Raw genomic sequence first — 22,705 nt, 5'->3', positions numbered from 1 at the left:
CGATGCGCAACGTTTGGATAAGGCCGCGTGCATCTTTGGCACGGCCTTATCTCATCGAACTATGCTTGCGGGTGGGCCTCCCACCACGCGGAATGCGTCAGGATCGAACCGCGCCCTTTTTCGGTATCAGCGTCCCAGCGACCACCAGCCGCGGCGCTTGCGCCGCGTAGTGTCAGAGCCTGCGGTCTCGGCCAACTCGGGCTCTCGGGTTTCGACCGGCTGGTCGGGCCCGGTCGTCTCGGCCGCCCCATCCTCGGCCGTCTGGGCGGGCGGTGTCGTCTGGGGCTGCACCGGCGCCGGTGGCGCTTCGGCAGGGATTTCCGGGACTGCAGAATCTGCGGTCCTGGGAGCCTCGGACGGTTCGGCCGTCACAGCTTCCTGCGCGGCATCCGGGCCGGGCAGGCCCTCGGCCAGGGTTTCTTCGGCATGATCGCGCAGATCCACGACTTCGGGCAGGCCTTTGGCCTGGGATGCGCCTGCGGCGTCGTCCGCCTTGCGGCCCCGCGAACGCGATCGGCGGCCCCGCGAGGCGGGCTTGCCTGCGACCGCTTCGTCGCTGTCGCCGGTCTCAGGCTGGCCGTCACGCTGCCCGTCAGGTCGTGGCTGCCCGGTATCGGCGGCTTCGTTTTCCGACGGTTGGCGGCCTGCGATCTCGTCGCTGTCGCTGTCACTGTCGGCGCTCCGTCCCGCCTCATCCGCATGGGACGAGGATTTCCGCCGCCGGCGCCGCCGGCGCTTGCGCGAGCGGCCGCCCTCGTCGTCCTCGTCCTCGCCCTCGGCATCCGGGGCGGTCTGCGACGCGGCATCCGGGGCGGTCTGCGCCCGGTATTCGGCCTGTTCCTCGACCTCGACCTCGTCCTCCTCGTCATCGATCTGCGCCATCAGGGTGGCATCGACCGACAGCGCAGCATGAGGCAGTTCGGCCACCAGGCGCGTGGCAGTCTTGAACTTCTCGATCGCGTAATCGGGCGAGATCAGCGCCGGATCGGCCTCGATCCGCACCGAAAGACCATAGCGCCCCTCGATCACGGCGATATGTTCACGCTTGGCGTTGATCAGGAAATTCGCCACCGCAACCGGCGCCTTGACCAGCACCTCGCGGGACCGCTTGCGCGTGCCTTCCTCCTCGATCGCCCGCAGGATGGTCAGGGCAAGACTGTCGTCGCTGCGGATCAGGCCGGTGCCGTGGCAATGCGCGCAGGGTTGGGTCGTGCTTTCCAGCATCCCCGGACGCAGGCGCTGGCGGCTCATTTCCATCAGGCCGAAACCCGAAATGCGGCCGATCTGGATGCGCGCGCGATCCGATTTCAGCCGGTCCTTCATCCGCTTCTCGACCGAGGCATTGTTCTTGCGCTCTTCCATGTCGATGAAGTCGATCACGATCAGGCCGGCCAGATCGCGCAGGCGCAGCTGGCGGGCGACCTCCTCGGCGGCTTCCAGATTGGTCTTCAGCGCCGTCTCCTCGATCGAGCCCTCCTTGGTCGCCCGACCCGAGTTCACGTCGATGGCGACCAGCGCCTCGGTCACGCCAATGACGATGTAGCCGCCCGATTTCAACTGCACCACGGGGTTGAACATGCCGCCCAGATAGCTTTCGACCTGATGGCGCGCATAAAGCGGCATCTGGTCGCTATAAAGCTTCACGTTCCTGGCATGGGACGGCATGATCATCTTCATGAAGTCCTTGGCCACGCGATAGCCACGCTCGCCCTCGACCAGCACCTCGTCGATCTCCTTGGAATAAAGATCGCGGATCGTGCGCTTGATCAGGTCGCCTTCCTCGTAGATCGGCGCGGGGGCCACGGACTTGAACGTCACCTCGCGGATCTGTTCCCACAGCCGCAACAGGTATTCGTAGTCGCGCTTGATCTCGGTCCGGGTGCGCTGGCTGCCCGCCGTGCGGATGATCAGGCCCGCGCCCTTCGGCACGTCAAGTTCGCCGGCAATATCCTTCAGCTTCTTGCGATCGGCCGCGTTGGTGATCTTGCGGCTGATGCCGCCGCCGCGGGCGGTGTTGGGCATCAGGACGCAATAGCGGCCCGCCAGCGACAGATAGGTGGTCAGCGCCGCGCCCTTGTTGCCGCGTTCTTCCTTGACCACCTGGACCAGCATGATCTGGCGGACCTTGATCACCTCCTGGATCTTGTAGCGGCGCGAACGCGGCTTCTTGGAGACGCGGATTTCCTCGCTGACATCCTCATCGGCCACCGATTCAATGCTGTCATCCTTGTCGACCGCATCCGATGCGCCGGCCTCTTCACCGTCGGACCGGGAATCCTCCGCGACGATCTCGTCACCATTTTCGGCCTTCTCGGCCTTTGCGGATTTGCGGCTTTTTCCGCCCCGCGAAGCCTCTTCGGCCTCTTGCGCCTCGGCATGGGCGCGTTCCTCGGCCAGCAGTGCATCGCGGTCGGCGGCGGGGATCTGGTAATAATCGGGATGGATCTCTGCGAAGGCCAGGAAGCCGTGGCGATTGCCGCCGTAATCGACAAACGCCGCCTGCAGCGAGGGTTCGACCCGCGTGACCTTTGCCAGATAGATGTTTCCCGAAATCTGCCGTCTGTTTACGGTCTCGAAATCAAATTCCTCGACCTTGGTTCCGTCGACAACGACCACCCGAGTCTCTTCGGCATGGGTTGCGTCGATCAGCATTTTCTTTGCCATTGTCATGTCTTTCGCGCAGCACTGCGCCGGGCGGCGCCAGTGGCGCCCCGGAAGTCAGGCTGCGTTGTGATGGGGACACGGGCGCGGCGGGTGCCACGACCAGTCGGGCGGCCCGGCCCATGGCCCGCCCCCCGTCTGTTCGTCCGTCCCCTGCGCGCGTCATCGCGTCTGTTCCTTGATGATGGTCCGGTTGGCCAAGGCCCGCCGAACCGCTGTCTGGTATCGCCCCGGTCGCGAGGTCTTCGCTGCCAAGGGCGGGTTTTTCCGCGTGGCACATGCCGCCCGCCAAAGGTCGGGGCCAGAGGTGCCGCGCTGCGAAACTGTTTGCGCCATGCAACCTGCGATTGAGGCCGCTTGGCGTATATACGCAACATAGAGGGTCAGCCGGGGAAAATTCAATGGGGAAAACGGCCTAGGCACAAGGATGGCGGTTTCCGGCCGGATTGCGCGCCGTATCGCCACCGGTCAGGCGCCGCCTTGGCCAACGGACAAGTGATGCGCTGCCGCTGACCGATGACAGTTTCCGCGACGTTCCGCAGTAATCTGATTTCGAGCGACAAAAACCGCCTAAAAAGCGCAACGCATCTTCACGCAGGCTTAACACTTCTTTCACGCGACCGTCGCACCCTCGATCTACCACAGCGCCAGATGAGGCCATTGGGGAGGTCGGGATGCCCGTCGTCAGGATCAATGCCGATCACGCTCTGCCGCAGCATTTGTGGCAGGTCGCCGCCGACCTGCCCGCCGAGGCGCCCATTGTCGTGATGATCCACGGCTACCGCTATTCGCCCTCGCAGCCGGCCCATGATCCCCATCGTCACATCCTGTCGCTCGATCCCGATCCGCGGCAGCGGCGGGCGACATCCTGGCCGCGGGCTCTGGGATTCGGCGGCGTCCATCCCCAGGACGGACTGGCCATCGCCTTTGGCTGGGAAGCGCGGGGCACCCTGCGCGGGGCCTATCGCCGGGCGGGCCTTGCCGGGCGGTCGCTGTCGGGGCTGGTAGACCGGCTGGCGCATGCCTCGGGTCGGCCTGTGGCCGTCATCAGCCATTCCCTGGGCGCGCGCGTCGCGCTGACCGCCCTGCGCGAGGCGGTTTGCGGCACGATCGGGCGGATGATCCTTCTGACCGGAGCCGAATTTCGCGACGAAGCCGCGCGGGCCCTGGCCTCGGCCGCCGGTCGGCAGGCCGAAGTGATCAACATCACCTCGCGCGAGAACGACCTTTTCGACTTCGCGCTGGAACAATGGCTGTCGCTGGGCCGCAGGCAGGCTTTGGGTTTCGGGCTGAACCGGCCGACGCGGAACTGGGTCGATATGCAGATCGACGAGGGCGAAACGCTTGCGGCGCTGGAACGCCTTGGATTTCCGACCGAACGTCATCCGCGCCGATTGTCCCACTGGACGCCCTATCTGCGGCGCGGATTGTTCGATTTCTACCGGACCGCCCTGTTCCAGCCATGGGCGCTGCCGATGGGGCTGCTGCACGCGCGCCTTCCCGGACGAATCGAGCCGCGCTGGTCGCGGCTTTTGTCCCGGCCCGGCCAGATGGGCGCCGCAGCCGCAAAGGCGGATGTCAGGCTGCACGCCGGCTGACAGAAAAATTCCGGCAGGGCCGGTCCCGCCGCCTTTATCTCAGCAATCGGGCAGTCCCGCCAGATCGGCTGCTTCGGGTTTCGGCCCGTCCTGAGGCAGGTCGGCCGGTTCAGGCCGTCCGGAAAGATCCAGTCCGCGCGCGGTCGGCGCGTGCCAGGTCTTCGATCCCGGCAGCCCACCCTGAGCATTGGTGCCGATCTGCGAACCGCCGGTTCCCCCGCTCCAACCGGTGCTGCCGGAATTGGCCGGAGACATGCCGTCATCGTCCGGTTGCGGCTGGGTCGCTGGCACTGCCTTGCCGGCTGCGTTGTCGCATTCGCGGCTGGCGGATTTGGCAGCGGTGCCGGTCGTGGCAAGATTTCCGCCGGTCCCGTTCCCCTCCGGCTGCGCACCGCTCGCCGCAGTTCCGGCAGCGCGCGGCTGGCCGTCTTCGGGCGCGGGGGCTGCATCTTGCGACCAGCCTGCAACCGGCAATGCCAGAGCCAGGGCCAGGGCGGCCAATCCGCCGGTCTTTCGAGGATGATCCATGAGGTTGATCCCGTTCGCGTTCCAGGGCGTGGATTGGGAACGCGCTTGGGCGCCGGCGGTTCCGCAATCTGCTTGCAGACCCCCGCCCCCACGACTAGAAGGGCGGAAATTTTCAGGTCGCCCTGCTTCTGGCGGCCCTTCTGGATATGAGGACGATGATGCAGGTCAAGGAAACCCGGAACGAAGGTCTGAAGCGGGGCTACCAGTTCACCCTGCCCGCCGCCGACCTGGCCGCGACGGTCGATGCCAAGCTGAAAGAGGCGCAGCCCGAGATCGAGATGAAGGGCTTTCGCAAGGGCAAGGTGCCGATGGCGATGCTGAAGAAGCAATTCGGCCCGCGCATCCTTGGCGACGCCATGCAGGAGGCCATCGATGGCGCCCTGCGCAAGCATCTGGAGGAAACCGGCGATCGCCCCGCCGCCCAGCCCGCCGTCGAGATGGAGAACGGCGAGAACTGGAAGGAAGGCGACGATGTGGTTGTCAATGTCAGCTACGAAACCCTGCCCGCCATCCCCGAAATCGACATGACCGGGCTGAAGCTGGAAAAGCTGAGCGTCCCGGCCGAGGAAGAAGCAGTGAACGAGGCGCTGGAGAACCTGGCGAAATCGGCCCAGGATTTCGACGACCGCCGCAAGGGCAGCAAGGCCAAGGACGGCGATCAGGTCGTGATCGACTTCAAGGGCTTTGTCGATGGCGAGGCGTTCGAGGGCGGAGAGGCCGCGGATTACCCGTTGGTCCTGGGCTCGAACAGCTTCATTCCGGGCTTCGAAGAACAACTGGTCGGCGCCAAGGTCGATGAGGATGTCACGGTGAAGGTCACCTTCCCGCAGGAATACGGGGCCAAGCATCTGGCCGGCAAGGAAGCGACCTTCGAATGCAAGGTGAAGGCGGTCAAGGCGCCGAAAGCCGCCGAGATCGACGACGAACTGGCCAAGAAATTCGGCGCCGAGGATCTGGACGGCCTGAAAAAGCAGATCTCGGAACGGCTGGAAACCGAATATGCCGGTGCCGCCCGCGCGGTGATGAAGCGGTCTCTGCTGGATCAGCTGGACGATCAGGTCAAATTCGAGCTGCCGGAATCGCTGGTCGAGGCCGAGGCCAACCAGATCGCTCACCAATTGTGGCACGAAGAACATCCCGAGGAGCAAGGCCACGATCACGGCGCCATCGAGCCCACAGACGAGCACCGGAAACTGGCCGAGCGCCGGGTGCGTCTGGGCCTGCTTCTGGCCGAGATCGGGCAGAAGGCCGAAGTCAGCGTGACCGATCAGGAAATGACCCAGGCCGTCTTGCAGGCGGCGCGTCAATATCCGGGTCAGGAACGGGCCTTCTTCGAATTCGTGCAGCAGAACCAGAACATGCAGCAGCAGTTGCGCGCCCCGATCTTCGAGGACAAGGTTGTCGATCACATCGCCGAAAAGGCGCAGGTCGAGGAAAAGAAAATCAGCAAGCAGGAACTGGAAAAGGCCGTCGAGGCGCTGGACGAGCTCTGATCCGCTTGTGATGAACGAATCCTGAAAGCCGCGGCCGATGTCGCGGCTTTTTGCTGTCGCGCCATCGGCCGCGGCTCTGAGAGACGACGCCATTCTTGAACCTGAACTGCATCTCGCGGCCAAGGAAGACCCGATGCCACGCGACAATCTTGGCCGGCACGTCATCCTTTCAGGCTGTTCGGGCGGCGGAAAATCGACGCTTCTCGCCGAACTGGCACGGCGGGGATTCCCCGTCGTGCCCGAGCCCGGCAGACGGATCGTCGCCCAAGAGAAGCCCGGCCATGGCAGCGCGCTTCCCTGGGTCGATCCGGAAGCCTTCGCGCGCAGGGCTATCGAGATGGCGCTTGAGGACCGGCGGGGTCTGCGTGGCGTCACCGGCTGGCTCTTTTTCGATCGCGGGCTGATCGATGCGGCCGTCGCGCTGGAACACGCGGCTGGGACACCGCTTGGCGAGACGCTCGGCGGGCGGGGGCGTTTTCACCAGCAGGTTTTTCTGACCCCGCCCTGGCCGGAAATCTACCGGACAGATGACGCGCGGCGGCACGACATGCAGGACGCCATCGATGAGTATCACCGCCTGGCCGATGCTTTCGGGCGGCTTGGATACGATACCATCGTCCTGCCAGGAACCGATGTCGAGGCGCGGGCGGATTTCGTCCTGGCGCATCTTGCCAGCCGGCAAGATTCGTCACCCGCGATCGGCAGTGCCTGACGTCGCCCGCTTTGGCCAACGGACAGGACCGGTCCGCTTGCGGCGCGTCTTCGGCCCACCTATCTTGCGGAGATGCCAGCCCCGCTCAACCTGATGAAACTCTGCGTCGGCGCCGACGGCCCCGAGGATCTGCTGCACTGGCAGAAGCAGCGTTTCCACGAGGCGCCGGCCATTCACGTCACCCGCATGTGGCCCAGACGCGAGGCGGAACTGCTGGACGGAGGCTCGATTTACTGGGTGTTCAAGGGCGTCATGCTGGCCCGCCAGCGGCTTTTGCGGCTGGACGAAAGGCTGGGCCAGGACGGCATCCGCCGCTGCGCGCTGGTGCTGGACCGCGATCTGGTGCGCGTCGCCGCCGTGCCGCGCCGCCCGTTCCAGGGCTGGCGCTATCTGAAGGGCGACGAGGCCCCTGCCGATCTGCCTGCCGACCGCGCATCCGAGGATCCGCTGCCGCCCGACATCGCCGCGGCCCTCGCGGCCGTCGGGCTGGTCTGACAGCCTTGACGGCGCCGCGACCAACGGCTAATCGAAACGCCACGCGGGTGTAGCTCAATGGCAGAGCAGAAGCTTCCCAAGCTTACGACGAGGGTTCGATTCCCTTCACCCGCTCCACACAGCATTGTGATTGACAAGGCCGCCGGATGCTCGAAGTCACCCTGACCTTTCTCGCCGGGGTGCTGGGTGGCGTCCTGAATGCGGTTGCCGGCGGCGGCACCTTCATCACCTTTCCCGCGCTGGTCTTCACGGGCGTCCCGCCCGTCGTCGCCAATGCCACCAGCACGGTCGCGGCCCTGCCCGGCTATGTCGCGGCGACGCTGGGCTTTCGCCGCGACATCCGCGCGATCGACGGCGTGCCGCTGATCAAGCTGACCCTGTGGACGATGATCGGCGGCGGCGCCGGCAGTGTCCTGCTGCTGGTCAGTTCGAACAAGGCCTTCGCGCTGCTGGTCCCCTTCCTGCTGCTGATCGCGACCATCGTGTTCTACTGGTCCGAACCGATCCGCCGCCATGCTTCCCGCTGGCAATCGGTGGTGATGCCCTTCGGGCTGGGCACGCTTCTTCCCATGTCGATCTATGGCGGCTATTTCAACGGCGGCCTGGGGATCATCATGCTTGCGGTCTTCTCGATGTGGGGAATGCGCGATCTGCACCAGATGAACGGTCTGAAAAGCTGGCTCAGCGCGGCGCTGGCGATCATCGCCTTCGCCATCTTCGCGGTTGGTGGCAAGATCGTGTGGATTCCGGCCGCGATCATGTCGGCGGGAACCATCATCGGCGGCTATGCCGGGGCCCCGATAGCGCGGCGCATCCCGCGCGGGCCGCTGCGCGCATTGATCGCCGTGGTCGGTTTCGGGATGACCGCGATCTTTTTCTGGCGTCTCGCAAAAGGAGCATGAAGACATGAGCGACATCAGGCGTATCGAAGCCGGCCAGCGGATGAGCCAGGCGGTCGTGGCGAATGGAATGGTCTGGCTGGCAGGCCAGGTGGCCCAGCCGGGCAGGCCCGCCGCCGAACAGACCCGCGCGATCCTGGCCCAGGTCGACTCGCTGCTGAAGAAGGCCGGCACGGACAAAAGCCGGATCGTCTCGGCCCAGATCTGGCTGGCCGACATGGCCGATTTCGCCGCCATGAACGAGGTCTGGGACGGCTGGGTCGCGCCTGGCCACGCCCCGGCCCGCGCGACCGGCGAATCGAAACTGGCGACACCCGATTACAAGGTCGAGATCATCGTCACCGCGGTTCTGTAACCGAACCAAGGACCGAGCGTGCCGCGCGCAGTCCCGGCGCCTCGCCGCCCTTGCCCAGCCGGTCCATGGCCAGATCCATCGCGTCCAGTTGGGCCTTGCGCGCGGTGCTGTCTTCCAGCGCATCCTGAAGCGCCTGGGCGATGGCGCCGGGTTGGCAGGCCTTGCCCAGGAATTCGGGCACGGCGCGGGTGTCGCTGACCAGATTGACCAGCGTGACCGTATCGGTGCGCAGAAGCATCCCCACGACCAGGCGGCTCAGCGGGGCCATGTCGTAGCCGATGACCATCGGAATCCGGTTCGCCGCCAGTTCCAGGCTGACCGTCCCCGAGGCCGCCAAGGCCAGATCGGCGGCCGCGAAGGCCGCGCGCTTTTCCACGGGATCCTCCAGCACGATCGGCGCCGTGGGCCAGCGCCGTGTCATTTCATGCACCATATCCGCGACGCCCGGCACGGTCGGCAGGACGATGCGGATTTCGGGCAGCCGGTCGCGCAGGCGCAGCAGCGCCTCGTCAAAACGCCGCGCCAGCCGCGACACTTCGGATCGGCGCGACCCCGGCAGGCACAGGACAACGGGCGCCTCGGGCGCGATGGCATGGGTCTCGCGGAACAGCGCCGCCTGGTCCGGACCCGCCACTTCGGCGGTGGCGATGGGGTGGCCGACGAAATCGCAGCGCATTCCGGCAGCCCGCATCAGCGGCGGCTCGAAGGGCAGGATCGCCAGAACATGGTCGATCACCTCGGCCATCTTCAGCGCCCGGCCTGGGCGCCAGGCCCAGACCGAGGGCGCGACATAGTGGATCGTGCGCAGATCGGGCCGCGCGGCGCGAACCGCACGCGCGACCCGCAGACAGAAATCCGGGCTGTCGATGGTGATCAGCGCCTCGGGGGCCGCCGCGATCACGGCCTCGGCAGCCTGGGCGATGCGGCGCTTCAGATGACGAAATTTCGGCAGCACCTCCCAGATTCCCATCAATGACAGCTCGTCCATCGGAAACAGGCTGTCCATGCCTTGCGCCATCATCTGCGGCCCGCCGATGCCGGTAAAGGCCACATCGGGCCGCAACTGGCGCATCCCGGCCATCAGGGCCGCGCCCAGTTGGTCGCCCGAGGTCTCGCCCGCGATCAGGAAGAACGTCATGCGGCTCCTACGGTTGCTGCCTTGCCCATGGGTATTGGGGCAACGAAGAAGAAACCAGCCCTTCTTCGTTGATCAAATACCCTCTTGCGGCCGTGCCCACAGAAACAGCCCCGCAGCCCTGGCGCGCTGCACCGTCTGCTGGCGATCCAGCAGGATGACGCCGCCCGCCTGCCACGCGATGCCGGCAAGATCCGCTGCCGCAGCCTGATCGACGCTGTCGGGGCCGATCGTCGGCAGATCGACGCGCCGATCCTGCCCGGGTTTCGGAGCCTTGTAGAAGACGCCTTTGGCGCCGGTCGGGTCGGGGCGCAGTCCGGTGTGGCGGGCGGCGAAGTCAAGCATGGCTGCCGTGCCCGGCTGGGTTTCCAGCGCCATGCACAATCCTTGCGCCACCACCGCGCCCTGCCCCAGATCCAGGTCGCCCATATGCGACAGGATCCGGGCCGCGCGGGCGGCGTCGCGGCGGTCGGAATCGGTCGGGGCGCCGGTCAGGATCCCCGCCTCCGGCACCAGATCCGGGGCGATCTGGTCGACGCCGCAGATGGTCAGGCCGTGTTCCTCGAAGATATCCAGCACCATGCGCAGGGCCGCGTCGTCGCCCGATTGCAGCGCGGTCAGGATGCGCGGGACCAATTGCGCCGTGCGCGGATCGAAAGCCTCGGGATCCAGCCGGGGGCGGCGGACGGCACCCGCGAAGATCACCCGGTCCACACCGTGTTCAATCAGGCGGTCGAGAAAGGGAACCAGCCGTTCCAGCCGAAACGGGGTCGCGGGCACGGGCGGCGCGAAACCGTCCAGCGCATAGACCAGCGGATCGTCCAGCGCGGCGATGACGGCCGGGGCAAGCCCACCCTGACCGGCGATGACGGCGGTGCGGCTCATGCCGGGCGCGGCGCCAGAAACGAACGGTCCGAGGGTCCGAGGATGAAATCCAGCACCTCGCGCTCCATCGCCGAAACCGTGCCTTCCGCGCGCGTCCGCGCACTGTCGCGAAAAGCACCGCGTCCCAGATCGGCCAGCAGGCTGCGCAGCGCGGCGATCTCGGCGCGGCTGACGCCGCGGCGTTTCAGCCCGATGAGGTTCAGCCCGTCCAGATGGCCGCGCGGTCCCTGGACCAGACCGAAGGGAATCACGTCCGCCGTGACCATCGTGACCGCCCCGATCATCGCGCCGCGGCCAATGCGGACGAATTGATGCACGCCCGACAGGCCGCCGACGATCACGTCATCCTCCAGCACGCAATGGCCCGCGACCGAGGCGTTGTTCACCAGGATCACCCGGTCTCCGATCCGGCAATCATGGGCGACATGCGCGCCGGCCATGAACAGCCCGTCATCGCCGATGCGGGTGACGCCGCCGCCGCCCTCGGTGCCGGGATTCATAGTAACATATTCGCGGATGCGATTGCGGGCGCCGATCTTCAGGCGCACCTTCTCGCCGCGGTATTTCAGATCCTGCGGCACCTCGCCGATCGAGGCGAAGGGAAAGATCACCGTTTCGTCGCCGATCGCGGTGTCACCGGTCACGACGACATGGGACCGCAGTTCCACCCGGTCGGCCAGCCGCACCTGGGAGCCCACGACGCAGAAGGGGCCGATCCTGACCCCGGTGCCGATCTCTGCCCCGGGCTCGATCACGGCCGTGGGGTGGATCGCTGTCTCAGCCATCGGCCTTCAGGTCCATCATGGCGGTGAAATCGGCCTCGGCCGCCAGCTGGCCATCGACCCTGGCCTCGCCGTGGAATTTCCAGATCCGGCCGCCGGCGCGGGTGACGGTGCAATGCAGTTCCAGCACGTCGCCCGGCACCACCATGCGGCGGAACTTGCAATTGTCGATCCCCATGAAATAGGTCAGCAGCGGCTTGTCGATGACGTCGAGGCTGATGCCAACCACCACGGCCGAGGTCTGCGCCATCGCCTCGACGATGGTGACGCCGGGCATGATCGGCTGGCTGGGAAAATGGCCCTGGAAATGCGGCTCGTTGCAGGTCACGTTCTTGACGCCGATTGCGCTTTCGAAGGCCACGATGTCGCGCACCTTGTCGATGAACAGGAACGGATAGCGGTGCGGGATGATCCGCTTGATCAGCGAAAGATCGGCCTCGGTATGGGGGGCTGGGTTGCGCGGGGCGGCGGCCATGCTGGTCTTCCTCCGGAGGATTTGTGACCGGTTAGCAACGCCGCCCGGCCTTGGCAAGCGCGTCAGCCCTGGCCGGCGGCCGGATTGCCCGTTACAGGCGCCGCCTTGCCGGTCCTGCGGCCCTCGGCCAGCCAGCCCGGCAAGATGAGCCCCGCGATCAGCGCCAGCCACGCCCAGCCGGGCAGCAAGGGCCGCCGTTCGAGGCCGGTGACCGTCGCCGCATCGCGCGGGGTGATGGCAATCCAGTCACGGGCCACGCCCCGGCCATGGGCCGTCCGGCCCGGCGCGACCGTTCTGAGATCGGGCACGCCGTCGGACAGCGCGACGACGCCGCCGCCCGAGGCCTCGACCAGCGGCGCCAGCTGGTCGGTGCTGGCAACGGTCTGTTCGAATTCGCGCGGCGCGGCGGGGCCAAGTGCCAGCACCCGGCGCAGATCACCGTCCTGCAGACGGTAGAGCCCCGGCTCGGGCGCGGTCCAGTCGGCGCTGAAGCGGCCCGGCCCGGCCTGGGTCAACGGAACCTCTTCGGTCTGGCCATCCGGCCGGGTCACGATCAGCGGGCCGGCCTTGTCCTGCATCGTGCGGCGGGTGAAGCGCACGTCCAGACCGCCCGAAACTTCGGCCAGCAGCGCCTCTTCCTCCAGCTCCGGTTCCTTCATCGACCAATGCGCGATGCGGCGCAGCAATTCCAGCTGCGGCCCGCCGCCCTCGAAACCGCGGCTCCAGAGCCAGACCTGATCCGAACTCAGCAGCGCCACCCGCCCCTTGCCGACCCGGTTCAGGATCAGAAGCGGTGCGCCATCCGGACCGGTCATCGCGACCTGAGCGTCGGGGTCGGGCGTCACCTCGGCCATGCGCAGCCAGCGGCCCCAGCCGCCCGCGCCGTTCTCGTCGGGCGCATCGGGCAGACCCGATGTGACCGGGTGGCGGCGCCCGGCCTCGGTCAGTTGCGGGCGGAACGCCTGATTGATGATCCGGCCGGTGGGGCGGGCGGGCAGGATCCGGCCCATCGGCGACAGGTTCAGGCTTTCGACGCTGGCCATTTCCGGCCCCGCCGCAACCAGCACCGCGCCGCCATTTTCGACATAGCGGGCGATATTGTCGAAATAGGAGGGCGGCAGGATGCCCCGCACCCGGTAGCGGTCGAAGATGATCAGGTCGAAATCGTCGATCCGCTGCAGGAACAATTCGCGCGTCGGAAAGGCGATCAGGGACAGTTCGTCGACCGGCACGCCGTCCGACTTGTCGGGAGGGCGCAGGATGGTGAAATGGATCAGATCGACCGCCGCGTCCGATTTCAGCAGATTGCGCCAGGTCCGTTCCCCGGCATGGGGCTCGCCCGAGACCAGCAACACCCGCAGCCGGTCGCGCACGCCGTTGATGCTGATCGCGGCGCTGTTGTTGCGGTCGGTCAGTTCCGGCCCCGCGCCGCCGGGGTCGGGCGCGTCAAAGCCGATCTGGACCACGTTCTGGCCGGCATGGGTCAGGGTCAGCGGCAGTTCCAGCGATTGTCCCACGGGCACGGCGAAGGTCTGTTCATCCTCGCCATCGACGCTGATGCGCAGATTGGCAGAACCTCCGGCGACGCTATCGGGGACCGCGCCCTGATCCTCGATCCTCAGGCGGATCGTGACCTGCTGGTCGATGAGACCGAAGGCCGGCGCCTCTTCGATCACCAGCCTGCGATCCCAGTCCTGCGGCCGCCCGGTCCGCAGGACATGGACCGGGGCGGGCACGGATTGCGGCAGCATCGGCGCATCGTGGATCCGGCCGTCGGTCACGGCGATGACACCGGCCAGGCGGCTTGCCGGCTCGGCCGCGACGGCGCGGGCCATCTCGGTCGCAAGCAGGGTGCCGTCCTCGCTGTCGCCGACGGTGACGCGGCGCAACTCGGTATTGGGCAGCGCCTCGATCCGGCGCGTCAGCTCGGTTACCGCGGCATCGGTCTGATCGCCGCGTTCCGGCAGGCTCTGGCTGGCCGAACGGTCGTCCAGCAGCACCACGATATCCGACAGGCCCGCACGGCTGCCGATCTCCAGCGCCGGCCCCGCCAGCGCCAGCGCGGCGGCCAGACCGGCCAATCCGCGCCAGGCCCAGCCGCGCAGGCCGCGCCACAGCGCGAAGCCCGCGATCAGCAGCGCCAGCCCCGCCAGCGCGCCGATCACCCACCAGGGCATCAGCGGATCGAAGCGCAATTCGGTCATGGCAGCAGCCTTCCGGGATCAACCCCGCGCAGCCGGTCCAGAAGCGCGGGAACATGGACCTGATCGGATTTGTAGTTCCCGGTCAGCACATACATGATCAGGTTGATGCCGAAACGATAGGCCATCTCGCGCCGGCGTTCCCCCTCCCAGCCGCGCCCGACGGGAAAGACCGGATAGCCGTTCCCGTCGACCGCCCAGGCCTCGGCCCAGGAATTGCCGCCGATGACCACCGGGCTGACGCCATCGTTCAGTTGCCGGAACGGCACGCCCTCGGCGGCCTCGGCCCCGGCGGGCGGCGCTTCGACCCAGACCGGGTTGCCCTGCCAGCGGCCGGGAAAATCCTCGAGGATATAGAAACTGCGGGTCAGGACGTGATCTTCGGGGATCGGCGCCAGGGGCGGGATCTCCAGCGGCGCGGCCAGATTGCGCAGGGTCTGGCCCAGATCGGGCCCGCCGAGGCCCGCCACGTCGCCGTCGCGGGTATCGAACAGGATCATCCCGCCCGAGCGCAGGTAATGGTTCAGTCGCAGATAGGCCTGCGGCGAGGGCGGGGTCTGCCCCGCGCTGATCGGCCAGTAGAGGAAGGTCAGCACCGACAGGTCGTCCGTGTCGAGGTCGATCGCCACGGGCTCGCCCGGCTCGACCGAGGTGCGCTGACGCAGGGCCAGCGACAGACCGGTCAGCCCCTCGTAAGAGGTCTGGTCCAGTTCCTGATCGCCGGTCACGACATAGGCCAGCGCCACCTCGTTGGCGGCGCGAACCAGATCGGGGTCAGGCTGGTCCTGTTGTGCCCGCGCCTGCCCGCCGGGCAGCGCCAGAAGCACTGCCAGAAGGATCGCCGCCGCCGGCATGGCGCGCGCGCGCGTGCCGCGCGCAACGAAGGCCGAACCGATCGCGTCCAGAGCCAGCAGCAGCGCGGCGGCCGCCAGCAGCCAGCCCTTCAGATCCCGTCCCGGCAGTTCGGCCGCGGCCTCGACCGTGGCACCGGGCCATGTGGCAAGGGTGAAGTCGCCACCCGCGTTCAGCGCCCTGCTGCGATCGCCGGCCGCGTAGATGCCGGCCGGGCGGCCGGGCGCCGGTCCCCCGGCCATGTCGCCGGCGGCGATGGGCGACAGATCCTCGGCGGGCGCGGCGCGGCCGAAGCCGTCAAGCACGATCTGCGGCGTCCAGAAGGCTTGTTCGCGATCCTCGGCCTGTTCCTCGGCCGGGCTGACGCGGGCAGTGGCGACCAGCCGGTTCAGCATCTCGACGAACAGCCCCGACAGCGGCAGGCTGGACCATTCGGCGTTTGCGGTGACATGGAACAGGACGATCTGGCCCTGCCCGACACGCGCGCGCGTGACCAGCGGCGTCTCGTCCGACAGGGCGGCGATGGTGCGGTCGGACAGGTCCGGCGCGGGCTGCGCCATCAACTGCGCCCGCACCGTCACGTCACCGGGCGCGGTCAGGCCGGCGAAGATGCCATCGGTGGCGAAGGGGGCCAACCCGCGCGGGTCGCCCCAACTCAGCGCGCCGCCGATATCGCGGCCGCCCTGCCGCAGGGTGACCGGCAGCAGCGGTTCGTCCACCAGACCATCATAGGCGGCCATGCGCGGCCCGGCAAAGCGGATCAGCAAGCCGCCCGCATCGACCCATTGCGCCAGTTCTCCGGATTCGGCCATCTCGACCTGATCGGCGACGATGATCACATCGGGGGCGGCGTCCAGCACATCGCCCAGCCCCCCCTCGACCAGATCGGTCGTCGGCGCCAGCGCCCGGCGCAGGTAATACAGCGGCGACAGAAGCCGCTGCCCCTCGGCCTGATCGGCGGCGTCGCCCACCAGCCCGACCTTGCGGCGCCGAACCCGGTCATCGGCCAGGACGACCGCGCCGGCATGGCTTTCGCCTTCGATCTGGAACCGGGTCACGCGGTTGCGCAATTCCGGCGGCAGATCGATGGCGACGGGGCGGGTCAGAACGCCCTCGGAGCGCGTGACATCGCCGGGGGTCAGTCGGGCCAGCTCGCGCTCGATCCCCTGCGGATCGGGCCCGATGGCCAGGATCTGGGGCGCGGCAACGCCCCTGGCGTAAAGCGTCAGGGCGGGCCGATCGCCGCCGCCAAGGCCAAGCGCGGTCAGCGCGCGCGTCGGCGGCACCACCGTCACCGGCCCGCGATCGGCCAGGGCGGCCAGCCAGGCGGCGCGGTTCGGATGGTCCAGCCCGTCGCTGATCCACAGCGTCGAAAGCAGCCCGTCCGGCACATCCGCCAGCGCCACGTCAGGATCGTCGGGCAGCGCCGTGTCCCAGGAAACAGGCCCCGACGCGCGCAGACCGGCCAGGAGCCGGTCGGCGGGGGCGAAGACCAGGGCACCGGAACCGGTCCGGCCATCCGCCAGCAGCAGCGCGGCGGGGCGGCCCTGGCCGGCGGCTTCGGTCAGGGCCCGTTCGGCGCGGGCCTGCCGGCCGGCCCAGCCCGGCGCGGCGGCCCAGCCTGCATCCATCACCACCAGCAGCGGGCCATCCGCATCGCTGCGCAGCACCGGCTTCCAGACCGGCCCGGCGAAGGCCAGGATCAGCGCCGCGACCGCCGCAAGCCGGATCAGCAGCAGCCACCACGGCGTCCGCTGCGCCACGGGCGAGCGGTCGATCAGCCCGCGCAGCAGCGCCACGCCGGGAAAGGCCACCAGACGCGGCGCCGGTGGCATCGCGCGCAGGATCAGCCACAGGACCGGCAGCGCGACCAGCGCGCCCAGCACCCATGGCGCCGCGAATCCCAAGGGCCCGAGGATCAGCATCAGCCCCCCAGAACCTGATAGAGCCAGCTCAGCGCGTGGGCCGGGGCGTGGCCGGTCGCGTGATGGCCGAAATGCCAGCCCGCGCCCCGGGCCTGTTCGCGCAACCAGTCGCGCCGCTGGGCCAGCCGCGCCAGATAGGCCTCGCGCAGCCCACCCGCGTCGCGGCTGTCATGGCGCGTCGCGCCCGACAGGGACCGGAAGACCACTGCACCGGAATAGGGAAAGTTCTCCTCGTCCGGGTCCAGAACCTGCATCAGAACGCCGCGCACGCCGATCCCGGATGCGCGTGCCAGCAGCGCACGGACCCAGTCCGGATCGGTCAGGAAATCCGACAGGATCACCAGCCGCTGCGCGGGGCGCAGGCTTTCGGGCGCAGGCGCGTCGGCGTCGTCGCGGGCGGTCTGCGTGATGGCCATCGCCTCGGCCAGTCGTTCGGCCTGAACGCGGCCGGCGCGCGCCGGCTGGCCCAGCATCCCGACCTTCTCGCCCCCGCGCAGCAGGATCATCGCCAGCGCAAGCGCCATTACCTGGGCGCGGTATCCCTTGGTCGGCCGATCGACCGCGCCGGAATAGCCCATCCCCTGCCCCGCCGAGACCCACAGCCCGACCGCCTGCGCCGTCTGCGCCTCGCGGTCGCGCACGAATTGCGAATCCGAACGGGCCGAGCGCCGCCAGTCGATGCTGCGTGCAGTATCGCCGCTGCTGGCCGGGCGGTATTGCCAGAAATCCTCGCCCGGACCGGCCCGGCGCAGGCCATGCGCGCCCGGCGCGACCATCGCGGCCAGCCGCTCGGCCGACAGGATCAGGCCGGGCAGATGGGCGCCGGCTTGCTCGGCGCGGGATCGAAGTTCGGCGGGACTGCGCGTCAAGACCGCCTCATGCCGCCTGACGGCTGCCGAAACGCTGATCCAGCAGGCGGGCGATCACCGCGTCGGTGGTCTCGCCACGCGCGCGGGCAGCGAAGGACAGCGCCATCCGATGCCGCAGAACCGGCGGGGCCATCGCCTCGACATCCTCCAGCGTGGGCGCGAACCGGCCGTTCAGAACTGCGCGCGCCCGCGTGACCAGCATCAGCGCCTGCGCGGCCCTGGGACCGGGGCCCCAGACCAGGGTGTCGGCCACGAAGGGCGCGGCCTCGTCGGCACCGGGTCGGAAGGCGCGCACCAGATCGAGGATCGCTTCCACCACGGCCTCGCCCACCGGCATCTGCCGGATCAGGCGTTGCGCGGCGATCAGCCCCTGCGCGTCGAATGCCGCATGGGCCGCGCCCTCGGCAATGCCGGTCGTCGCCAGCAGGATGCCGCGTTCGGTGTCGCGGTCGGGATAATCGACGTCGATCTGCAGCAGGAAGCGGTCCAGTTGCGCCTCGGGCAGTGGATAGGTTCCCTCTTGTTCGATCGGGTTCTGGGTGGCGAGGACATGGAAGGGGCGCCCCAGCGGACGATGCCGGCCGCTGACCGTCACCTCGCGTTCCTGCATCGCCTGCAGCAGCGCGGATTGGGTGCGCGGGCTGGCGCGGTTGATTTCATCGGCCATCAGAAGCTGGGTGAAGACCGGTCCTTCGATAAAGCGGAAGGCACGGCTGCCATCGGTCAGCACGTCCAGCACCTCGGAGCCGAGGATATCGGCCGGCATCAGGTCGGGGGTGAACTGGATGCGCTGGCTGTCCAGCCCCAGCACCGTGGACAGCGTATCGACCAGCATCGTCTTGCCCAGTCCCGGCTGGCCGACCAGCAGCGCATGACCGCCCGACAGGATCGCCGCGAGAACCTGCTCCACCACATGGTGCTGACCGACGAAGCGGCCTTCGATGCTGGCGCGCGCATCGGCAAGCCGCGCACCCAGGGTCTGAACCTCCTGCACCAGAATTTCATCCGAAGCCATGACAATGCCCTTCCGCTGCTTTACACCCGAGCATAGGGAAATCGGGCGGAGGCGACCATAACGAATGCCGGATCGGGGTGACAAAAGCGTGAGTGCGGCGGGCATCGCCGAAGCCGCCGGCAAGGCCGCGAAGAAAGGCGGACTGCCGCCGGTTCATCTGTGGAATCCGCCGTTCTGCGGCGATCTGGACATGGAAATCCGCGCCGATGGCGTGTGGTTCTATGAAGGCACCCCGATCGGGCGACCGGCCATGGTGAGGCTGTTCTCGACCGTGCTGAAACGCGAGGGCGACAGCTTTTTCCTGGTGACTCCGGTCGAAAAGGTCGGAATCCGTGTCGAGGACGCGCCATTCATCGCCGTCGATGCCGAGATCGCGCCGGACCGGATCATCTTCACCACCAATGTCGGCGATCTGGTGACGGCCGATGCCGAGCACCCGATCGTGATCCGCGGCACGACGGCCGAGCCGCGACCCTATGTTCATGTCCGCGCCGGTCTGGAGGCGCTGATCGACCGCAAGACCTTCTACCGTCTGGCAGCGGCAGCCGATGTCACCGGGGACGGGGACGGACGCGCGGGCGTCCGCTCGGCCGGGCAATTCTTCCCGCTGGAGCCCTAGGACCCCATGCCGCGCTTCGCCGCCAACCTGACCATGCTGTTCACGGAACTTCCGCTTCAGCAGCGCTTTGCCGCCGCCGCTGCGGCGGGATTCGAGGGTGCCGAGATCCTGTTTCCCTATGATATCGCCGTCAGCGATCTGTCGCGCGCGGCGATCAGGGCGGGGCTGGAGATCGTGCTGATCAACTGCCCGCCGCCGAACTGGGCCGGCGGTCCGCGCGGCTTCGCCGCCCAGCCTGGCATGGAAGACCGTTTCCGCCACGATTTCGTGCGCGCCCTGCGCGTCGCCGAATCGCTGCGCGCGCGCCACATCCACATCATGGCCGGCAAGGCCGAGGGCGCCCGCGCCGACGCAGCCTTCCTTGACAATCTGGCATGGGCGGCCGCGCGCGCGCCTCATGCCAGCCTGACGATCGAGCCGATCAACCACGAGGACATGCCGGGCTATTACCTGTCGGACTACGACAAGGCCGCCGCGATCATCGAACGGCTGGGCGCGACGAATCTGGGCCTGCAATTCGATGCCTATCACGCCCAGAAGATCACCGGCGACGCGCTGGCGGCCTGGGCCCCCGTCGCATCGCTGGTGCGCCATGTGCAGATCGCGGGTTGTCCCGGACGCCACGAGCCCGATACCGGCGGGATCGACTATCCCGCGTTCTTCGAAATGCTCGACCGATCGGGATACCGGGGCTGGGTCAGCGCCGAATACGACCCCGTCCGGCAGACCGCCGCGGGCCTGGGCTGGCTGCCCGCCCGAACGCCATGACCGCGATTTTTCGTGGCGCCATGGGAACTTGATACAAGCGTTGCCGTTCTTTCGGCAGCACGACATGCGACGGACGGCCGCGACGGTGCGTCCGCGCAAGCGGAAAACGAAGGGAGAAGCTTCATGAATTCTATCATCTATATCGTCGGCCTTGTCGTGGTCGTCCTGTTCATCCTGTCCTTCCTCGGCCTGCGCTGAGGCGTCGGGCGGCTGCGCATGGCAGCCGCCCGGAGGGCCGGCTGCGGGGCAGTCGCCCCCCTTCCAGACAGGGCGATTTCCGCTGGCCTTTCCGGGCCTGCCGCGATAGGGCAGCGGCGCAAACCGGAAGGCCCCACGCATGGACATTCGCAACATCGCCATCATCGCCCATGTCGACCACGGCAAGACAACGCTGGTCGATCAGCTCCTGAGGCAATCGGGCGCCTTCCGCGAGAACCAGACCGTCGCCGAGCGGGCGATGGACAGCAACGATATCGAACGCGAACGCGGGATCACGATCCTGGCCAAGGCGACCAGCGTCGAATGGAAGGGCACCCGCATCAATATCGTGGACACGCCGGGCCATGCCGATTTCGGCGGCGAGGTCGAACGGATCCTGTCCATGGTCGACGGCGTCTGCCTGCTGGTCGATGCCGCCGAGGGCCCGATGCCACAGACCAAGTTCGTGACATCCAAGGCGCTGGCGCTTGGACTGCGCCCGATCGTCGTGCTGAACAAGGTGGACAAGCCCGCCGCCGAACCCGATGACGCGCTGAACGATGTCTTCGACCTGTTCGCCAATCTCGGCGCCTCGGATGAACAACTGGATTTTCCGCATCTCTACGCCTCGGGCATCGGCGGCTGGTGCGACGAGACGCTGGACGGTCCGCGCAAGGACATGACCGCCCTGTTCGACCTGATCCTGCGTCATGTCGAGCCGCCGAAGCAAATAAGCCGCACCGACGAGCCCTTCCAGATGCTGGCCACGACGCTCGGGGCCGACAACTTTTTGGGACGATTGCTGACCGGCCGGGTCGAGGCCGGTCACGCCAGGGCTGGCGATACGGTGAAGGCACTGGCGCGCGACGGCGCGCGGATCGAACAATTCCGCATCAGCAAGGTGCTGGCCTTCCGCGGCCTGACCCAGCAATCCGTGGACGAGGCACGGGCCGGCGACATCGTGACGCTGGCCGGAATGGCCAAGGCCACGGTGGCCGACACCATCTGCGCCCCCGAGGTCGAGACCGCCCTGCCCTCGCAGCCGATCGACCCGCCCACGATCAGCGTTACCTTCGGTATCAACGACAGCCCGCTGGCCGGCCGCGACGGCAGCAAGGTGCAATCTCGCGTCATCCGCGAGCGGCTGATGAAAGAGGCCGAATCGAATGTCGCGATCAAGGTCGAGGACACGCCCGGCGGCGAGGCTTTCGTGGTCTCGGGGCGTGGCGAATTGCAGATGGGCGTCCTGATCGAGAACATGCGTCGCGAAGGGTTCGAATTGTCGATCAGCCGCCCCCGCGTGATCTTCCGCGAGGAAGACGGCCAACGCCTGGAACCGGTCGAGGAAGTCATCATCGATGTCGAGGACGACTACACCGGCGTCGTGATCGAGAAGCTGACCGGGGACCGCAAGGGCGATATGGTCGACATGCGTCCCGCGGGCCTCGGCAAGACCCGCATCGTGGCCCATGTTCCCTCGCGCGGGCTGATCGGCTATCACGGCGAATTCATGACCGACACCCGCGGCAATGGCGTGCTGAACCGCATCTTTCACGGCTGGACACCCTACAGGGGCGCCATACAGGGGCGCCGTCAAGGCGTGCTGATCAGCATGGAGAACGGCGTGTCCGTGGCCTATGCGCTGTGGAACCTGGAGGATCGCGGCAAGATGTTCATCGGCGCGCAGGAACAGATTTATCAGGGCATGATCATCGGCGAACACAGCCGCGACAACGACCTGGAAGTGAACCCGTTGAAGGGCAAGAAGCTGACCAATGTCCGCGCCTCGGGCACCGACGAGGCCGTGCGCCTGACACCGCCCGTGCGCCTGTCGCTGGAAGCGGCCATTGCCTATGTCAATGATGACGAACTGGTCGAGGTCACGCCCAAGACGATCCGGCTGCGCAAACGCCATCTGGATCCGCATGAACGCAAACGCCAGGCCCGTGCGGAGGCCTGACCATCGCGGTGAAATTTCGCCATGGAATCAGGCTTTCCCCTAGGTAAAACTGTCTATTTAGAAGGTTTGCGGAACCGCCTTTCCGTGTTAGCCTGCCCATACCGGAATTGTGTGTTTTCCCTGCAACACGGCTTTCGGTTCGGGGCGATTGCGCTGCGGTCTTCCGTGCGGGCCGCGACCTGCGCCCTGAATCACGCGAACGCGCCGAGGCGGACATGAGCAAGCATCAGATCATCGCCGACGGGACCAGTCTTCACGGTCGCTCGATCAGGGCGGCCCT

General features: G+C 67.5%; 19 protein-coding genes and 1 tRNA gene. 10 read left to right on the top strand and 10 right to left on the bottom strand.

The genetic code is table 11. From position 1 onward, the window contains the following. Positions 1-126 precede the first annotated feature (126 nt). Positions 127-2,664: an Rne/Rng family ribonuclease gene (locus B4A72_RS11280; RefSeq protein WP_292958234.1), complete on the bottom strand. Its 2,538-nt coding sequence runs from the start codon at positions 2,662-2,664 to the stop codon at positions 127-129. A gap of 671 nt (positions 2,665-3,335) precedes the next feature. Between B4A72_RS11280 and B4A72_RS11275 the strand changes: the two genes are divergently transcribed. Further along, complete coding sequence (locus B4A72_RS11275; protein ID WP_292958236.1) at positions 3,336-4,259, top strand: hypothetical protein; 924 nt, start codon at positions 3,336-3,338, stop codon at positions 4,257-4,259. A 39-nt stretch (positions 4,260-4,298) separates the two neighbouring features. Here the strand turns inward: B4A72_RS11275 and B4A72_RS11270 are convergent, their stop codons facing one another. Further along, the gene (locus B4A72_RS11270; protein ID WP_292958238.1) at positions 4,299-4,787 is read right to left on the bottom strand and encodes a hypothetical protein; all 489 of its coding nucleotides are present in this window, start codon (positions 4,785-4,787) and stop codon (positions 4,299-4,301) included. Positions 4,788-4,945: 158 nt separating this feature from the next. Between B4A72_RS11270 and tig the strand changes: the two genes are divergently transcribed. From tig to B4A72_RS11240, 6 genes are all read left to right on the top strand, one after another. Continuing rightward, on the top strand, positions 4,946-6,280 hold the full coding sequence (tig, locus tag B4A72_RS11265; protein ID WP_292958326.1) for a trigger factor: 1,335 nt from the start codon (positions 4,946-4,948) through the stop codon (positions 6,278-6,280). 133 nt (positions 6,281-6,413) lie between these two features. Beyond that, the gene (locus B4A72_RS11260; RefSeq protein ID WP_292978599.1) at positions 6,414-6,992 is read left to right on the top strand and encodes an AAA family ATPase; all 579 of its coding nucleotides are present in this window, start codon (positions 6,414-6,416) and stop codon (positions 6,990-6,992) included. A gap of 72 nt (positions 6,993-7,064) precedes the next feature. Then, positions 7,065-7,487: a DUF1489 family protein gene (locus B4A72_RS11255; RefSeq protein ID WP_292958242.1), complete on the top strand. Its 423-nt coding sequence runs from the start codon at positions 7,065-7,067 to the stop codon at positions 7,485-7,487. A gap of 43 nt (positions 7,488-7,530) precedes the next feature. Beyond that, positions 7,531-7,604 (top strand) — tRNA-Gly (locus tag B4A72_RS11250). A 29-nt stretch (positions 7,605-7,633) separates the two neighbouring features. Next, positions 7,634-8,389: a sulfite exporter TauE/SafE family protein gene (locus B4A72_RS11245; RefSeq protein ID WP_292958244.1), complete on the top strand. Its 756-nt coding sequence runs from the start codon at positions 7,634-7,636 to the stop codon at positions 8,387-8,389. 4 nt (positions 8,390-8,393) lie between these two features. Beyond that, the gene (locus B4A72_RS11240) at positions 8,394-8,741 is read left to right on the top strand and encodes a RidA family protein (protein WP_292978597.1); all 348 of its coding nucleotides are present in this window, start codon (positions 8,394-8,396) and stop codon (positions 8,739-8,741) included. Here the strand turns inward: B4A72_RS11240 and lpxB are convergent. From lpxB to B4A72_RS11200, 8 genes are all read right to left on the bottom strand, one after another. Then, a complete protein-coding gene (gene lpxB / locus B4A72_RS11235; RefSeq protein WP_292958248.1) occupies positions 8,725-9,879 on the bottom strand; it encodes a lipid-A-disaccharide synthase in 1,155 nt (384 codons plus the stop codon). The genes B4A72_RS11240 and lpxB overlap by 17 nt on opposite strands. Before the next feature lie 72 nt (positions 9,880-9,951). Continuing rightward, positions 9,952-10,761 (bottom strand): LpxI family protein, encoded by an 810-nt coding sequence (locus tag B4A72_RS11230; RefSeq protein WP_292978595.1) that lies wholly within the window; start codon positions 10,759-10,761, stop codon positions 9,952-9,954. Then, the gene (lpxA, locus tag B4A72_RS11225; RefSeq protein WP_292958252.1) at positions 10,758-11,546 is read right to left on the bottom strand and encodes an acyl-ACP--UDP-N-acetylglucosamine O-acyltransferase; all 789 of its coding nucleotides are present in this window, start codon (positions 11,544-11,546) and stop codon (positions 10,758-10,760) included. Before lpxA ends, B4A72_RS11230 begins: the two co-directional genes overlap by 4 nt. Beyond that, positions 11,539-12,018 (bottom strand): 3-hydroxyacyl-ACP dehydratase FabZ, encoded by a 480-nt coding sequence (fabZ, locus tag B4A72_RS11220; protein ID WP_292958254.1) that lies wholly within the window; start codon positions 12,016-12,018, stop codon positions 11,539-11,541. The genes lpxA and fabZ overlap by 8 nt, the downstream gene beginning before the upstream one ends. Before the next feature lie 62 nt (positions 12,019-12,080). Next, positions 12,081-14,222 carry a hypothetical protein gene (locus tag B4A72_RS11215; RefSeq protein WP_292958256.1) on the bottom strand — a complete coding sequence of 714 codons (2,142 nt, stop codon included), beginning with the start codon at positions 14,220-14,222 and terminating at the stop codon, positions 12,081-12,083. Further along, entirely contained in the window at positions 14,219-16,996 is a 2,778-nt protein-coding gene (locus tag B4A72_RS11210; protein WP_292978593.1) for a DUF4159 domain-containing protein, read from the bottom strand. Before B4A72_RS11210 ends, B4A72_RS11215 begins: the two co-directional genes overlap by 4 nt. Continuing rightward, positions 16,996-17,865, bottom strand: coding sequence for a DUF58 domain-containing protein (locus B4A72_RS11205; RefSeq protein WP_292958260.1), 870 nt, complete (start codon positions 17,863-17,865; stop codon positions 16,996-16,998). The genes B4A72_RS11210 and B4A72_RS11205 overlap by 1 nt, the downstream gene beginning before the upstream one ends. Before the next feature lie 7 nt (positions 17,866-17,872). Further along, the gene (locus B4A72_RS11200; RefSeq protein WP_292958262.1) at positions 17,873-18,880 is read right to left on the bottom strand and encodes an AAA family ATPase; all 1,008 of its coding nucleotides are present in this window, start codon (positions 18,878-18,880) and stop codon (positions 17,873-17,875) included. 64 nt (positions 18,881-18,944) lie between these two features. Here B4A72_RS11200 and B4A72_RS11195 point away from each other — a divergent pair, with 64 nt between their 5' ends. The 3 genes from B4A72_RS11195 (at position 18,945) to typA (ending at position 22,425) form a co-directional block, all read left to right on the top strand. Beyond that, entirely contained in the window at positions 18,945-19,499 is a 555-nt protein-coding gene (locus B4A72_RS11195; protein ID WP_292958264.1) for a DUF1285 domain-containing protein, read from the top strand. Between the two features lie 6 nt (positions 19,500-19,505). Further along, the gene (locus tag B4A72_RS11190) at positions 19,506-20,267 is read left to right on the top strand and encodes a hydroxypyruvate isomerase family protein (protein WP_292958266.1); all 762 of its coding nucleotides are present in this window, start codon (positions 19,506-19,508) and stop codon (positions 20,265-20,267) included. A 337-nt stretch (positions 20,268-20,604) separates the two neighbouring features. Next, a complete protein-coding gene (gene typA / locus B4A72_RS11185; protein WP_292958268.1) occupies positions 20,605-22,425 on the top strand; it encodes a translational GTPase TypA in 1,821 nt (606 codons plus the stop codon). Positions 22,426-22,705: the final 280 nt, after the last annotated feature.

The sequence above is a fragment of the Paracoccus sp. UBA5162 genome, from assembly GCF_002413585.1.
In the GTDB taxonomy this organism is placed as follows: domain Bacteria; phylum Pseudomonadota; class Alphaproteobacteria; order Rhodobacterales; family Rhodobacteraceae; genus Paracoccus.
The sequence above is the reverse complement of the archived record's forward strand: the minus strand, read 5'-3'. Positions and strand labels throughout refer to the sequence as shown.

What these genes read in the sequence shown, in the direction of transcription:
- B4A72_RS11280 (WP_292958234.1), bottom strand. Translation starts at nt 2,664, where the DNA reads ATGGCAAAGAAAATGCTGATCGACGCAACCCATGCCGAAGAGACTCGG.
- B4A72_RS11275 (WP_292958236.1), top strand. Translation starts at nt 3,336, where the DNA reads ATGCCCGTCGTCAGGATCAATGCCGATCACGCTCTGCCGCAGCATTTG.
- B4A72_RS11270 (WP_292958238.1), bottom strand. Translation starts at nt 4,787, where the DNA reads ATGGATCATCCTCGAAAGACCGGCGGATTGGCCGCCCTGGCCCTGGCT.
- tig (WP_292958326.1), top strand. Translation starts at nt 4,946, where the DNA reads ATGCAGGTCAAGGAAACCCGGAACGAAGGTCTGAAGCGGGGCTACCAG.
- B4A72_RS11260 (WP_292978599.1), top strand. Translation starts at nt 6,414, where the DNA reads ATGCCACGCGACAATCTTGGCCGGCACGTCATCCTTTCAGGCTGTTCG.
- B4A72_RS11255 (WP_292958242.1), top strand. Translation starts at nt 7,065, where the DNA reads ATGCCAGCCCCGCTCAACCTGATGAAACTCTGCGTCGGCGCCGACGGC.
- B4A72_RS11245 (WP_292958244.1), top strand. Translation starts at nt 7,634, where the DNA reads ATGCTCGAAGTCACCCTGACCTTTCTCGCCGGGGTGCTGGGTGGCGTC.
- B4A72_RS11240 (WP_292978597.1), top strand. Translation starts at nt 8,394, where the DNA reads ATGAGCGACATCAGGCGTATCGAAGCCGGCCAGCGGATGAGCCAGGCG.
- lpxB (WP_292958248.1), bottom strand. Translation starts at nt 9,879, where the DNA reads ATGACGTTCTTCCTGATCGCGGGCGAGACCTCGGGCGACCAACTGGGC.
- B4A72_RS11230 (WP_292978595.1), bottom strand. Translation starts at nt 10,761, where the DNA reads ATGAGCCGCACCGCCGTCATCGCCGGTCAGGGTGGGCTTGCCCCGGCC.
- lpxA (WP_292958252.1), bottom strand. Translation starts at nt 11,546, where the DNA reads ATGGCTGAGACAGCGATCCACCCCACGGCCGTGATCGAGCCCGGGGCA.
- fabZ (WP_292958254.1), bottom strand. Translation starts at nt 12,018, where the DNA reads ATGGCCGCCGCCCCGCGCAACCCAGCCCCCCATACCGAGGCCGATCTT.
- B4A72_RS11215 (WP_292958256.1), bottom strand. Translation starts at nt 14,222, where the DNA reads ATGACCGAATTGCGCTTCGATCCGCTGATGCCCTGGTGGGTGATCGGC.
- B4A72_RS11210 (WP_292978593.1), bottom strand. Translation starts at nt 16,996, where the DNA reads ATGCTGATCCTCGGGCCCTTGGGATTCGCGGCGCCATGGGTGCTGGGC.
- B4A72_RS11200 (WP_292958262.1), bottom strand. Translation starts at nt 18,880, where the DNA reads ATGGCTTCGGATGAAATTCTGGTGCAGGAGGTTCAGACCCTGGGTGCG.
- B4A72_RS11195 (WP_292958264.1), top strand. Translation starts at nt 18,945, where the DNA reads ATGCCGGATCGGGGTGACAAAAGCGTGAGTGCGGCGGGCATCGCCGAA.
- B4A72_RS11190 (WP_292958266.1), top strand. Translation starts at nt 19,506, where the DNA reads ATGCCGCGCTTCGCCGCCAACCTGACCATGCTGTTCACGGAACTTCCG.
- typA (WP_292958268.1), top strand. Translation starts at nt 20,605, where the DNA reads ATGGACATTCGCAACATCGCCATCATCGCCCATGTCGACCACGGCAAG.